13 protein-coding genes are annotated in these 13,826 nt (G+C 60.7%); 6 read left to right on the top strand and 7 right to left on the bottom strand.

The window, feature by feature from the left end; translation table 11 throughout:
- Positions 1 to 37 precede the first annotated feature (37 nt).
- Positions 38 to 415, top strand: coding sequence for a hypothetical protein (locus tag HCF10_RS02840; protein WP_065938761.1), 378 nt, complete (start codon positions 38 to 40; stop codon positions 413 to 415).
- A 133-nt stretch (positions 416 to 548) separates the two neighbouring features.
- Here the strand turns inward: HCF10_RS02840 and HCF10_RS02835 are convergent, their stop codons facing one another.
- Positions 549 to 758, bottom strand: a complete 210-nt coding sequence (locus HCF10_RS02835) for a cold-shock protein (protein WP_032891681.1) — start codon at positions 756 to 758, stop codon at positions 549 to 551.
- A gap of 180 nt (positions 759 to 938) precedes the next feature.
- On the opposite strand from HCF10_RS02835, the gene plsB reads away from it, so the two are divergent.
- From plsB to HCF10_RS02820, 3 genes are read left to right on the top strand one after another with little or no spacing between them, the layout of a single operon-like run.
- Positions 939 to 3,443, top strand: a complete 2,505-nt coding sequence (plsB, locus tag HCF10_RS02830) for a glycerol-3-phosphate 1-O-acyltransferase PlsB (RefSeq protein ID WP_145335069.1) — start codon at positions 939 to 941, stop codon at positions 3,441 to 3,443.
- A gap of 51 nt (positions 3,444 to 3,494) precedes the next feature.
- Positions 3,495 to 3,896, top strand: a complete 402-nt coding sequence (locus HCF10_RS02825) for a YbaY family lipoprotein (protein WP_131697269.1) — start codon at positions 3,495 to 3,497, stop codon at positions 3,894 to 3,896.
- A gap of 22 nt (positions 3,897 to 3,918) precedes the next feature.
- On the top strand, positions 3,919 to 4,608 hold the full coding sequence (locus HCF10_RS02820; protein ID WP_167654840.1) for a DUF4197 domain-containing protein: 690 nt from the start codon (positions 3,919 to 3,921) through the stop codon (positions 4,606 to 4,608).
- Positions 4,609 to 4,691: 83 nt separating this feature from the next.
- On the opposite strand, the gene HCF10_RS02815 is transcribed toward HCF10_RS02820, so the two are convergent.
- From HCF10_RS02815 to HCF10_RS02805, 3 genes are all read right to left on the bottom strand, one after another.
- Positions 4,692 to 5,285, bottom strand: a complete 594-nt coding sequence (locus tag HCF10_RS02815; protein ID WP_167654839.1) for a LysE family translocator — start codon at positions 5,283 to 5,285, stop codon at positions 4,692 to 4,694.
- Between the two features lie 558 nt (positions 5,286 to 5,843).
- Positions 5,844 to 8,909, bottom strand: a complete 3,066-nt coding sequence (locus HCF10_RS02810) for an efflux RND transporter permease subunit (RefSeq protein ID WP_167654838.1) — start codon at positions 8,907 to 8,909, stop codon at positions 5,844 to 5,846.
- A gap of 6 nt (positions 8,910 to 8,915) precedes the next feature.
- The gene (locus HCF10_RS02805; protein WP_167654837.1) at positions 8,916 to 10,016 is read right to left on the bottom strand and encodes an efflux RND transporter periplasmic adaptor subunit; all 1,101 of its coding nucleotides are present in this window, start codon (positions 10,014 to 10,016) and stop codon (positions 8,916 to 8,918) included.
- A gap of 93 nt (positions 10,017 to 10,109) precedes the next feature.
- Here HCF10_RS02805 and HCF10_RS02800 point away from each other — a divergent pair, with 93 nt between their 5' ends.
- On the top strand, positions 10,110 to 10,745 hold the full coding sequence (locus HCF10_RS02800) for a TetR/AcrR family transcriptional regulator (RefSeq protein ID WP_131697274.1): 636 nt from the start codon (positions 10,110 to 10,112) through the stop codon (positions 10,743 to 10,745).
- Between the two features lie 30 nt (positions 10,746 to 10,775).
- Here HCF10_RS02800 and HCF10_RS02795 read toward each other — a convergent pair whose 3' ends face one another.
- Positions 10,776 to 11,558, bottom strand: a complete 783-nt coding sequence (locus HCF10_RS02795; RefSeq protein WP_131697275.1) for a class I SAM-dependent methyltransferase — start codon at positions 11,556 to 11,558, stop codon at positions 10,776 to 10,778.
- Positions 11,559 to 11,654: 96 nt separating this feature from the next.
- Here HCF10_RS02795 and HCF10_RS02790 point away from each other — a divergent pair, with 96 nt between their 5' ends.
- Positions 11,655 to 12,275 (top strand): energy transducer TonB, encoded by a 621-nt coding sequence (locus tag HCF10_RS02790; protein ID WP_131697276.1) that lies wholly within the window; start codon positions 11,655 to 11,657, stop codon positions 12,273 to 12,275.
- Here HCF10_RS02790 and HCF10_RS02785 read toward each other — a convergent pair.
- Together HCF10_RS02785 and HCF10_RS02780 are read right to left on the bottom strand one after the other, a co-directional pair.
- Positions 12,272 to 12,970 carry an extensin-like domain-containing protein gene (locus HCF10_RS02785; protein ID WP_131697277.1) on the bottom strand — a complete coding sequence of 233 codons (699 nt, stop codon included), beginning with the start codon at positions 12,968 to 12,970 and terminating at the stop codon, positions 12,272 to 12,274. The two genes, HCF10_RS02790 and HCF10_RS02785, sit on opposite strands and share 4 nt — an antisense overlap.
- 3 nt (positions 12,971 to 12,973) lie before the next feature.
- Positions 12,974 to 13,801 carry an isocitrate lyase/PEP mutase family protein gene (locus tag HCF10_RS02780; protein ID WP_167654836.1) on the bottom strand — a complete coding sequence of 276 codons (828 nt, stop codon included), beginning with the start codon at positions 13,799 to 13,801 and terminating at the stop codon, positions 12,974 to 12,976.
- Between the last annotated feature and the right edge of the window lie 25 nt (positions 13,802 to 13,826).

Raw genomic sequence — 13,826 nt, 5'->3', positions numbered from 1 at the left:
GCGAATGGATTTTCGAATCCCGCAACGAGGAATATCCATGCGCCAACCCGATATCGAGATTTACCTGAAGGACGCCGACGTCGACTACAAGGCCATCGCCGCTTGGCTGGGCACCGCCCTGGGCCCTTGCAGCGACTGGGTCCAACGTGGCCAGACCTACAAATGCAAGGCCGGCAATGTGCCGGTCACCTGGCTGCCGAAAGCCGTAGGCAAGTGGAACAGCCTGTACCTGGAAAGTGACCAGACGCCGTGGGAAGACGACATTGCCTGCGCCCGCGCTGCGTTTGCTGCACTGAACGTGGAAGTGCGCTGCGCGCCGGGAAGCTGGGTCGAGGAGGAAGGTGAGGAAAGCGCCGACACCTGGATACGCATCAGCGCAGACGGTGAAGAGCAGATCACCTGGAAAACTGCCTGAGCCTGAGCGGGAAACCACAATCAACATGTGGGAGGGGGCTTGCCCCCGATAGCGGTGTATCAGCCAATGTATTCAGTGACTGACACTCTGCCATCGGGAGCAAGCCCCCTCCCACATGGGTTCAGTGGTGAACTTACAGGCCGACCACATCCTCCGCCTGCAACCCCTTCTCGCCAGTCACCACGGCATATTCCACCTGCTGGCCCTCGGCCAACGAACGGTGGCCATCGCCGCGAATGGCGCGGTAGTGCACAAACACATCCTTGCCATCTTCACGCTGGATAAAGCCATAGCCCTTGGCGTCGTTGAACCACTTCACATTGCCTGTCTCGCGCGTTGCCATCTGTTCACTCCCACTTGATTGTTATTGTTGAGCCGGTCGCGTTGAACTGCCGAGTATAAGACAGGCTCAAAAACGATCAACTCAAGTTTACATCGCTGCTTTTTTGCCGATTTTCGGCGAATACGGCACACTACCCGCCCGAGCGCCTGCTCGGTTTTTCCCACTTGAAGCAGCTCGCCTATGACCCGCTCCCCGTTCCGCCGTCTGGTATTTGGCACCTTGCGCCGACTGTTGTACCTCTGGGTTCGCTCGGAGACGATCAACCAGTCGTCCCTAACCCTTAACCTCGACCGCAGCCGGCCGGTGTTTTACGTCCTGCAATCGCCCTCCCTCACCGAATTGGCCGTGGTCGATGCCGAGTGCACCAAGGCAGGCCTGCCGCGCCCGGTGCTGCCGGTATCGGTAGGCCCGTTGATGGAACCCGCGGCGTTCTTTTACCTCACGCCCGAGCCGGACTGGCTGGGGCGTCAGGACAAGCGCGGCGCCCCGCCGACCCTGACCCGACTGGTCAACACCCTCAGCGAACACGCCGAAGAGAATGCACAAATCATTCCGGTCAGCGTGTTCTGGGGGCAAACCCCTGCCAGCGAGTCCAGCCCGTGGAAACTGCTGTTTGCCGACAGCTGGGCGGTCACCGGGCGTCTACGCCGGTTGTTGAGCATCCTGATCCTGGGACGCAAGACCCGCGTGCAATTCTCCGCGCCCATCAACCTGCGTGAATTGATCGAGCACAATAAAGGCCACGAACGCACCGTTCGCATGGCCCAACGCATCCTGCGCGTGCACTTTCGTAACCTGAAGACTGCGGTGATTGGCCCCGATTTGTCCCACCGGCGCAATCTGGTGAAAGGCCTGGTCAACATGCCGCTGGTGCGCCAGGCCATCCTTGACGAAGCCGAGCGGGAAAAAATCAGTCCGGAAAAAGCCAAGGCCCTGGCCCTGCGCTACGGCAATGAGATCGCCTCGGACTACACCTACACCGCGATCCGCTTCCTGGAAGTGGTGCTGAGCTGGTTCTGGAACAAAATCTACGACGGCATCAAGGTCAATAACATTGAGGGCGTGCAAAAGGTTGCCCAGGGCTACGAGGTGATTTATGTGCCTTGCCACCGCAGCCATATCGACTACCTGCTGCTGTCCTACCTGCTGTTCAAGAACGGCCTGACCCCGCCGCATATCGCCGCCGGCATCAACCTGAACATGCCGGTGATCGGCAGCCTGTTGCGCCGCGGCGGTGCGTTTTTCATGCGCCGCACCTTCAAGGGCAACCCGCTGTACACCTCGGTGTTCAACGAATACCTGCATACCCTGTTCACCAAGGGCTTCCCGGTGGAGTACTTCGTCGAAGGCGGACGCTCGCGCACCGGGCGCATGTTGCAGCCGAAGACCGGGATGCTGGCCATCACCCTGCGCAGCTTCCTGCGTTCCTCACGCATGCCGATCGTGTTCGTGCCGGTGTATATCGGCTATGAGCGCGTGCTCGAAGGCCGTACGTATCTCGGCGAGCTGCGTGGGGCGAGCAAGAAGAAAGAGTCGATCTTCGATATTTTCAAAGTGGTCGGCGCGCTCAAGCAGCGCTTTGGCCAGGTCGCGGTCAACTTCGGCGAGCCGATCAAGCTGGCGGAATTCCTCGACGCCGAGCAACCGGACTGGCGCGCCCAGGAACTGGGCCCGAACTACAAACCGGCCTGGCTCAACGAAACCACCAACCGCCTCGGCGAGCAGGTGGCCCGCCACTTGAACGAAGCCGCCGCGGTGAACCCGGTGAACCTGGTCGCCCTGGCGCTGTTGTCCACCACACGCCTGGCCCTGGATGAACAGGCCATGGCCCGCCAGTTGGACCTGTACCTGGCGCTGCTGCGCCGCGTGCCTTATTCGCCCCATACCACCTTGCCCGAAGGCGACGGCCTGGCGCTGATCAAGCACGTCAAGGACATGAACCTGCTGTCGGAACAGAGCGATGCCTTGGGCAAGATTCTGTACCTGGACGAGCAGAACGCCGTCCTGATGACCTACTACCGCAACAACGTGCTGCACATCTTCGCCCTGCCGGCGCTGCTGGCCAGCTTCTTCCAGAGCAGCTCGCGGATGAGCCGCGAACAGATCCTGCGCTATACCCATGCGCTGTACCCGTACCTGCAATCGGAACTGTTTATTCGCTGGTCACTGGACGAGTTGGATACCGTGGTCGATCAATGGCTGGACGCGTTCGTCGAACAAGGCCTGCTGCGCTTCGAAAACAACGTGTACCTGCGCCCGGCACCGAGCTCGCGACACTTCGTGTTGCTGACGCTACTGTCCAAAACCATCGCACAGACCCTGCAACGCTTCTACATGGCGATCTCGCTGCTGCTCAACAGCGGCCAGAACAGCATCAGCGCCGAAGAACTGGAAGACCTGTGCACGATCATGGCCCAGCGCCTGTCGATCCTGCATGGCCTCAACGCCCCGGAATTCTTCGACAAGAGCCTTTTCCGACATTTCATCCAGACCTTGCTGGAGCAAGATGTGCTGCGCCGCGACGAGGCCGGCAAGTTGAGCTACCACGATCTGCTCGGCGAACTGGCCGAAGGCGCGGCCAAACGCGTGTTGCCCGCGGAGATTCGCCTGTCGATCCGCCAGGTGGCCTTGCACCGTGTGGATGGCGCGGCGGAAGCGCCGGTGGAAGCAGAAGAAACACGCTAGATTGAACAAGGCGCCAGTTGGATGCTGGCGCCGTTGAAAAGGAGCTGCACCATGAAAAAAATCATTCTCCTGGGCCTAACCGCCCTGCTGGGAGCCTGCCAATCCATGCATCCCGCCCCCAAGGCCAGCCTCGACGGCGAAGTGTTCTACCTGCAACGCATCGCCCTGCCGCCCGCCGCCACCTTGAGTGTCAGCCTCCAGGACGTGTCCCTGGCGGATACGCCCGCTGTGACGCTGGCCGAGCAGAAAGGCCCGGTCAAAGGCCAGGTGCCGCTGCCGTTTCACTTGACCTACGACCCCGCACAGATCAAGCCGGGCCACAGTTATTCGGTGAGCGCTCGCATCGAACTGGATGGCAAGCTACTGTTTATCACCACCGAACGGCACACAGTGCAGCTCAACGGCCAGGATCCACAGCCGCTGCGCGTGCGCGTGAACGCCGTAGCACCCTGACTTCGAACATAAGGAAGCGTCCATGCTCCGCAACTCCCTTCGCCTCACTGCCCTGTTTGCCGGCCTGCTGCTCGGCACCAATGCCATGGCTCTGGACCTCAGTAGCCTGTCCCAGGGCGACGCCAGCGGCGGCCTCAAGGACGCCTTGACCCAGGGCGCACAGATCGCCGTAAAACAACTCGGTGTACCCGGCGGTTTCAGCAACAACCCTGAAGTGAAGATCGGCCTGCCGGGCAAGCTGGGCAAAGTCGCCGAAAAACTGAAAATGTTCGGCATGGGTGACCAGGTCACGCAGTTGGAAGACAGCATGAACAAAGCTGCTGAAACCGCCGTGACCCAGGCCCAGCCGATCCTGGTCAACGCGGTGAAAAACATGAGCGTGACCGACGCCAAGGGCATCCTCAGCGGCGGCCAGGACTCCGCCACCCAGTACTTGAACAAGAGCAGTCGCGAACAGATCCGCGCCAAGTTCCTGCCGATCGTCAAGGCCGCTACCGACAAGGTGGGCGTGGCCCAGCAGTACAACGCCCTCGCAGGTAAGGCCGCCGCGTTTGGCGCCGTGGATGCCAAGAGCGCCAACGTCGAAAACTACGTGACCGAACAGGCGCTGGATGGTTTGTTCAAGATGATTGCGCAGCAGGAAGAGACGATTCGCAAGAACCCGGCGGCTGCGGCTACCAGCCTGGCGAAGAAAGTGTTTGGCGCGCTGTAACCGAAAACTCCGCACTGGGTGCCTCGACACCCCTCACAACGCCAGGGTCGGTCATCCGATACCTGGCGTTTTTTGTCTCAGGCTCAATAAAAGAGCGAGTCGGCCAGGCGCCCCATCATTAGCGTGGCAAAACAGCAGATAGCCACAGAAGTCGCACGATTGATCTTCAAGGGCGTCAGCCAGGTCCTTCGAATACCCTCGAATTGACTCCCCAGAATAATCCAGGCCGAGCCCACGGGTATCACGACCAGCGCAAGCGTGGCCATGAATACGGTGTAGTCCAGCAACGCGGTAAATGTATGCGCTGGCGCGATAAACGAAACGATCAACAAGCCCTTGGGGTTCATCACCGTCAGCCAGAAGAAATACAGCCCGGAGAACCGATCCTTGCCTGGCGCAACAGCCTGCTCTTTGCGCTGCCATAACTGATAGGACACGTACAGCAAGTAACAGGCCGCGGCCATTTGCGTAGCCTTCAATGCCCAAGGCGAATACGTTGCCAGATAAACCAGCGCCACGCCCCACAGTGACACCTGCAGCACGTAGGCCACGCACTCGACGTAGGCCAGCTTCCACGACGCCCGAAAGCCGAGCAGCACACCGGCGCGCAGCAACAGGGTGTTTGTCGGCCCGGGCACAACCAATAGCAACACGAGTGCTAAAACGGTACCCAACATGAACATTATCCTCAGTGGGTCATGAACAATCGTCTTTTCACCGATAGCCCTTACGGCTGCCAACCTGGCGAATAAAGTGTTGGGGCGTTGTATCACAGAGGCCGTTATTTATCGTGAAAAAAGCAAACGCCCCGTGGCATTCGGGGCTCTTGCAATTGCAGTGTGCGAAAAGACGCACGCTGCCAATCAACGCATTCAGTGGCTGATGAGGGTGTTTGTGTTGCTATTCTGAATCGTGATACCGCTTGTGGGTTGTACTGGCCTGAAGTTAATCGAATTTCTTTCCATATTCGATACCCTTTCCTCCAGATCACGCTTATTTCGACCTGAGTTGCAATCGTTGCACGTTTGCGATGGTTGACTGCCACCCAACAATGCACCAAACGCCATGTACATGCTGCCCAATGCCTGTAGCATCTTATTTCCGCCTCTATGAATGTCATGGAATCTTTATTCTGGCGATCAAACCGACCGAATAAAGTACCTGCCTGACAGGTAACCTTATGTGGCACGCGTGAGAAAAAGGTTCCCCATCAGCGCGCCAAGTTACTCCAAGGCTTACACAACACCCTTCCTCACCCGGAACCACGCCGCGTACAACGCCGGCAAGAACAGCAGCGTCAACGCCGTCGCCACAATCAGCCCGCCCATGATCGCCACCGCCATCGGCCCGAAGAACACGCTGCGTGACAGCGGGATCATCGCCAGCACCGCTGCGAGGGCGGTCAGCACAATCGGGCGGAAACGCCGCACGGTAGCTTCGATAATCGCCTGCCACGGCGCCAGGCCGGCCTTGATATCCTGCTCGATCTGGTCCACCAGGATCACCGAATTGCGCATGATCATCCCAGACAGCGCGATGGTCCCGAGCATGGCCACGAAGCCGAAGGGCTGGCGGAACACCAGCAGGAACAGCGTCACACCAATCAGGCCCAACGGCGCGGTCAGAAAAACCATCGCGGAGCGTGAGAAGCTGCGCAGTTGCAGCATCAGCAAGGTCAGCACCACCACGATAAACAGCGGCACACCGGCCTTCACCGAGTTCTGCCCGCGAGCGGAGTCTTCGACGGTGCCACCGACGTCCAGCAGGTAGCCATCCGGCAGTTCGGCGCGCACGCCTTCAAGGGTTGGCAGGATCTGCTGCACCAGGGTCGCCGGTTGTTCCTTGCCGTAGATATCGGCGCGCACGGTCACCGTCGGCAGACGGTTGCGGTGCCAGATAATGCCCTCTTCAAAGCCGTATTCGAGAGTGGCGATCTGCGACAGGGCCACGCTTTTGCCGTTGTCAGTCGGCACCGCCAGGCTTGGCAACAGCGACAACTCGGTGCGTTCGTGGACGGTGCCGCGCAGGAGGATTTCGATCAACTCGTTGTCCTCTCGGTATTGACTGACGCTGGAGCCGGTCAGTGAGCTTTGCAGGAATTTCGACAGGTTGGCGGTACTGACGCCGAGTGCGCGGGCGCGGTCCTGGTCGATATTGAGGTAGACGATCTTGCTCGGCTCTTCCCAGTCCAGGTGCACGTTGACCACGTGGGTATTTTCACGAACCTTGGCCGCGACTTTCCGCGCAAGGGCACGGACTTCCTCGATATGTTCGCCGGTTACGCGGAACTGCACCGGATAGCCCACGGGCGGGCCGTTCTCCAGGCGGGTGACACGGGAGCGCAGGTCGGGAAATTGTTCGTTAAGCGTTTCAATCAGCCAGGTACGCAGGCTTTCGCGTCCCTCGATAGTTTTAGCCAACACCACGAACTGCGCAAAACTGGCCGCTGGCAGTTGCTGGTCCAGTGGCAGGTAGAAACGCGGCGAACCGGTGCCGACGTAGGCCACATAGTTATCAATGCCGGCGTGCTCCTTGAGCAAGGCTTCCAGGCGCTTGACCTGGTCGGCAGTGTTGCTCAGGGAAGCGCCTTCAGCCAGTTTCAGGTCGACCATCAGTTCCAGGCGGCCCGAGGCCGGGAAGAACTGTTGTGGCACGAAGCGAAACAACGCCACCGAGCCGATAAACAGCAGCAACGTCAGCACAATCACGGTTTTGCGCCGACGCACGCACCACTCCACCAAGCGTCTTACACGTTGGTAGAACGGCGTGCCGTAGGGATCCGGACCATCGGTGCCGTGTTTGGCCGCGTGAATCTTTGCCAGGTCCGGCAGGAGTTTTTCCCCCAGGTACGGCACAAACACCACGGCGGCGACCCATGAGGCGAGCAACGCGATGGTCACCACCTGGAAAATCGAGCGCGTGTATTCACCTGTGCTCGACTGCGCAGTAGCAATCGGCAGGAAGCCGGCCGCCGTGATCAGCGTGCCGGTGAGCATCGGGAAGGCGGTGCTGGTCCAGGCAAAACTGGCAGCTTTGAGCCGGTCGTAGCCCTGCTCCATTTTGATTGCCATCATTTCCACGGCGATGATCGCGTCATCCACCAGCAAGCCGAGGGCCAGCACCAACGCACCGAGGGAGATCTTGTGCAGGCCGATGCCGAGGTAATACATGGTGGCAAAGGTCATTGCCAGCACCAGCGGAATCGCCAGGGCTACGACCATGCCAGTGCGTACGCCGAGGGAGAAGAAGCTCACCAGCAAGACAATCGCCAACGCCTCGGCCAACACCTGCACGAATTCGCCGACGCCGGTTTTCACCGCTGCCGGTTGGTCTGACACCTTGCGCAGCTCCATGCCCGCCGGAAGGTTCTTTTGCAAGCGTGCGAATTCGCGTTCAAGAGCCTTGCCCAGCACCAGAATATCGCCGCCATCCCGCATGGCCACGGCCAGTCCGATAGCATCCGCCCCCATGTAACGCATGCGCGGCGCCGGTGGATCGTTGAAACCGCGGTGAATGTCGGCAACATCGCCGATGCGGAAGGTTCGATCACCGACACGAATAGGAAAGTTGCGGATCTCTTCCACCGTCTTGAAGTTACCCGACACACGCAGTTGCACACGCTCGCTCGGGGTTTCAAAGAAGCCGGCAGTGGACACCGCGTTCTGCTCCTGCAACGCCTGCTGTACAGCGGCCAACGGCAGGCCGAGGGTGGCGAGCTTGAGGTTGGACAGCTCGATCCAGATCTTCTCATCCTGTAGGCCAAGTAACTCGACCTTGCCCACATCCGCCACCCGTTGCAGCTGAATCTGGATGCGGTCGGCGTAGTCCTTAAGTACGGCATAGTCGAAGCCGTCGCCGGTCAGGGCGTAGATATTGCCGAAGGTGGTGCCGAACTCGTCGTTGAAAAACGGCCCCTGGATATCCGGCGGCAAGGTTTGCCGGATGTCGCTGATCTTCTTGCGCACCTGGTACCACAGCTCAGGAATCTTCACGGAGTGCATGGAGTCGCGCGCAATGAAGGTAACGGTGGACTCTCCTGGGCGAGAGAAGGAGACGATGCGCTCGTATTCGCCGGTCTCCATCAGTTTTTTCTCGATGCGCTCGGTGACCTGGCGCGAGACTTCCTGGGCCGTAGCGCCGGGCCAGTTGGTCTTGATCACCATGGCTTTGAAGGTGAACGGTGGGTCTTCGCTTTGCCCCAGCTTGGTATAGGACAAGGTACCGACCACAGCCAGCAGGATCATCAGGAACAGTACGATCTGGCGGTTACGCAACGCCCATTCGGAAAGATTGAAAGCCATCGGGGACTACTCCTTGGCCGCCAGGTTCACTATACGGTTGGAGCCATCCACCGGGCGCACTTGCTGGCCCTCATGGAGTACATGCACGCCTGCTGCGACCACCCAGTCGGTGGGGGTCAAGCCTTCCAGCACTGGTACGGTTTTTTCGCCGAAGGCACCGATGCGTACCGGTGTGCGCTTGAGGGTGTTGTCCGGCTGTACACGCCAGACGTAGGACGCACCGTTCTCCGCACTCAGGGCAGACAGCGGCACCGACAACGGAACAACGCCATCAGACTGTATGAATACGCGCGCGCTTTGACCCAGTTCCGCCGGGACTTTGCCGCCGGTGAAGGCAACGCGAGCGGCGAAAGTGCGCGATTTTGGGTCAGCCGCAGGCGACAGTTCACGAATGCGCCCGGTGAAACGCTGGTCCGGTTGGCTCCACAATTCCACGGCTACCGGCTGACCGATCTTGAAACGCCCAAACCCTTGCTCAGGCAGGCTGATGAGCACTTCACGCTCGCCATCGGTGGCCAGGGTGAACACGGTCTGGCCAGCGGACACCACTTGGCCGACTTCCACCGCGCGCTTGGCGACGACGCCATCCTGGGGGGCGCGCAGGACGGAGTAACCGGCCTGGTTACTGGCCACGTCGAACTCGGCCTTGATCTGCTTGAGACGCGCTTCGCCGGAACGGTAAAGGTTTTCGGAATTGTCGTACTGGGAACGGCTGACCATCTGACGGTCCATCAGGGTCTTGTAGCGATCACGCTCGGCGCGCACCAGGCTCAGGTTGGCCTCGGCAGCGGCCACCTGGGCACGGGCGGCCTCCAGTTGCAGGCGCACATCCTGAGGATCCAGTTCCGCCAGCGCCTGGTTGGCCTTGACCCGCTCGCCCTCCTCCACCAGACGCTTGCTGACTTTGCCGCCGATGCGAAAGGCCAGGTCCGGCTCATAACGAGCGCGTACTTCACCCGGGTAGCTGTCCGTCGCCTGAGCCGAGGGCTGCGGCTGCACCACCATGGCCGGGCGGACGGTAGTCTGGATCGGGTCTTCATGGCCGCAAGCGGCCAACAGGACGACCAGGCAGACAGGCAACGCAAAGGGCAGGAAAGTGCTGCGCATGCTGAAGGACCTTTCGCAAATGAAGCTAGGAATAATTATACTGGCCGGTATGTTATTAATACCAAACTCACCAGTCCAGTATTAAAGGTGAAAATGTCCGACAATCGTGTAAACACCAATAGCCCTGGGCGTCCCAAGGACATGGCAAAACGCCAGGCTATCCTCTCGGCAGCGAAAACCCTGTTCTTGAGCAATGGCTACGCCAACACCAGCATGGATGCCGTGGCCCTTGAGGCCGGCGTGTCGAAACTGACCGTCTACAGTCACTTCACCGACAAAGAAACCTTGTTCACCGCCGCCGTGGTGGCCAAGTGCGAGGAACAGTTGCCGGTGATGTACTTCGAACTGCCCGAAGGCATGCCGGTGGAAACGGTATTGTTGAATATCGGGCGGGGGTTCCATCGGCTGATCAACAGTGAAGAGTCGGTGAACCTGCATCGCCTGATGATGACCACCGGCAATCAGGACGTGAAACTCTCCCAAATCTTCTTTGAAGCCGGACCCATGCGCATGCTCCAGGGCATGGAACGCCTGCTCGGCAAGATTGACCAGAGCGGCGCCCTGAGCATCGACAGACCGCTTACCGCGGCCGAGCACTTCTTCTGCCTGCTCAAGGGCACGGCGAACTTTTGCCTGCTTTATGGCTGTGGGGGGCGACTGAGTGAAGAAGCCGCCGAAGCCCATGTGCAGGAGGTGGTGGGGTTGTTTATGCGGGCCTATAGGCCTTGAGCGGGCTCGCTACAAGTTCTTGCGTACCTTTTAAGGCTTGAGTGCTTTCTTGGGATAAATGTCATACCGGCTGGACTTGCCATCCAGCGCATGGCTCGGCTTGGGCCCCTCGATGCAGGGCGCCTTGCGCGGGCGCTTCACCACCACGCGGTGGCTGGCCAGGGCCAGGGCGGCGGCCAGCAAGGCCGGTGCGTCCGGGTCATCGCCCACCAGCGGGCGGAACAGGCGCATTTCTTTCTTCACCAGGGCGGTTTTCTCCCGGTGAGGGAACATCGGGTCGAGGTAAATCACCTGGGGCGGCTCCCCTTGCCAATTGAGCATCACGTCAATGGAGTTGCCCTTGAGCAGCTTCATGCGCGCGACGATGGGCGCCACCTCAAAATCCTGCGCGCCGCGCGCCAGGCCATCTTCGAGCAAGGCACCGATCAGCGGTTGGCGCTCGATCAGGCTCATCTCGCAGCCCAGGCTGGCCAGCACGAACGCGTCCTTGCCCAGACCGGCCGTGGCATCCAATACACAAGGGCGCACGCCTTGGGCAATGCCCACGGCCTTGGCAATCATCTGCCCGCTGCCGCCACCATATAGCCGCCGGTGAGCCGCGCCGCCTTCGACAAAGTCCACCCGCACCGGACCCGGCGCGTCAGGCCCAAGCTGCTGCAGTTGCAGGCCGTGCTCCCCTACCTGCAGGGAAAAATCCGCCTCCGCGAGCTGTAAAGGCAAGCCGAGCTGTTCAGCCCACTGCTCGGCCCGGGCCTGGAAACCTTCGCCCAAGGCCTCGACCTGGATGCGGCTGGCCGCTGGTTGTTCGCTCATCAATCGCTACGCTCAAAAATATTAAGGATCGGCAAACAACGGCCGATAAAAATAACAGTCAGGTATTTTGCCAGAGCTGAGCGTCGACCGAGAAAAATGTCAGACATTCTCCCCCTAACCATCGGTGTACTGCCGACCCACAACCACTACGGCCTGCGCAATACTCAAGCGCTGGCCGGGGTGAGTCATGTGTGGCAGGACTTCTTCGCCCGGGCGCTGGCCGAGCAGCTCGGTGAAACGCCGGACGCGCTCGCCGCCAAGGCGCCGGCACCGGCGGACCCGGCAGTAGAGCCCAGCGCCGGCGCCGACCTGTTGTCGCAGATCCTCACCCAGCGTGAGTGCGACGTCAAAGACACCGAGATCGCCCCACCTGAGCCGCTGTTCCTGCCCATCGCCGAATTCGAAACCGAGTTGCTGCCACCAGCCGCCACGCCATTCCCGCAGGAAGAAATCGTCGCTCAACAACGCCAGCAGAATTTCGAAAGCACTTGGGTTCGCCCCATCGTCCTGACTGCCGGCCAGCCGCTGCCTGAGCCCGGCCCGGCGCCGGAACCACGCCCTCTGCACTTGCCGATTGCCGAGTTCGAACTGGACCTGTTGCCACCACCTGCCACGCCTTACCCAACCGAAGAACTGCTGGCACAACAAAAGGCGCTGGACTTCGATTACCACTGGGCACGCCCACTGATCACCCACAACCTGCGCCTGGCGGCCTAGCGACACACCCACCAACGGCCCATGTCCAGATGGAAATGGTTGCGGTGCGCGGCGTTGTAGTCCGGGCTCAACACCACATTGAAATCATCACAGGCGCCATCGCGCACCTGGCGCAGGAACCGCGCACTGTCACCCTCCCCCGACCAATCCTTGAGCACGCTGATACTGCGCCCGTCCGCCAGGCGAAACCCGGCGATATCCAAGGCATTGGCCGACGCATGCTGGCTGAGCCGCCCTTCGGCACGGTTATACATGTTGCGACAGGCAAAGCTGCCCAGGTGATCGACCCGCGTCACGGCTTGGCCGAACACCGCCTGGGCCGCCGGCTGCAGGCTATGACGCTCGAACAGCGCGAACGCCACGGCCAACGGACAGCTGGCCAGAAAGCTGCTGCTTAATGCCACGTCTGCCCCCTGCACGCGCAAGGTATTGCGCAGCGGACAGGCAGCGTCGGCGGGCGTGTCAGCCTGATGGCTGACACGCAGGCCAGCGGTTTTCAGCACCTGGTCGCACAGCGCGGGGTCGTCCTGCAGGCGTCCCAACTTGTAGCGGGTCAACAGGTTAGGGCTGGACCGTACATCCAGCGGCGACCAGGGGTTCCATTCAGCCGGCAATGGCAGCCAGCCACGCCATACACCCACGACAAATGCACCGCCGAGCACCAGCAGCGCACCCAGCACCCTGAAAAAACGCACGGCTCAGTCCTTGAAGAACTGATTGGCCTTGCTGAAGGGCATCGAGCGCTCGGTAAAGCTGAAGGTGCCCAGCTCATACACTTCCTGGGCCGCTCGGTAGAATTCACCATAGGCCGCCAGTGCCATGGCCGAGCCCACGCTGATACGTTTTACCCCCATCGCGCTCAATTGCGCCACGTTGAGTTTCAGGCCGCCGGACATCAACACGTTCACCGGTTTTGGCGCCACGGCCTTGACCACCGCGAGCACGTCCTCGGCACTGCGCAGGCCCGGCGCATAGAGCACGTCGGCACCGGCTTCGGCGTAGGCCTGCAGGCGGCGAATGGTGTCGGGCAGATCCACGCGACCATGCAGGAGGTTTTCCGCGCGAGCGGTCAGTGTGAAGGGGAATGGCAAGCTGCGGGCAGCGGCCACGGCAGCTTCCACGCGCTCTACGGAGAGGTCGAAGGGATAGATTGGGTCGACGGCAATGCCGGTGGCATCCTCGATAGAGCCACCGACGATGCCGCTGCCGGCGGCACTCAGTATGGCCTGTGCACACCCTTCGGGGGTGTCGCTGAAACCGTTTTCCAGGTCGGCCGCCACCGGCAGCGCGGTAGCCTTGGCGATCATGGTGGCATTGCGCAAGGTGTCTTCCAGGGACAATGCCCCTTCCGCGTCCGGGCGCCCCAGGCTGAACGCATAACCTGCACTGGTCGTGGCCAGGGCTTCAAAGCCAAGGCTGGCGAGCATTACCGCAGAGCCGGCATCCCAAGGGTTAGGCATCACGAAGGCGCGGTCGCGTTCATGCAGGGCCTTGAAGGTTTCGGCGCGAAGGGTTTGGGCATCCATGACTGACTCCTGGCGGGAAAAGAGC

Source organism: Pseudomonas sp. B14(2022), from assembly GCF_012030485.1.
Taxonomy (GTDB): domain Bacteria; phylum Pseudomonadota; class Gammaproteobacteria; order Pseudomonadales; family Pseudomonadaceae; genus Aquipseudomonas.
The sequence above is the reverse complement of the archived record's forward strand: the minus strand, read 5'-3'. Positions and strand labels throughout refer to the sequence as shown.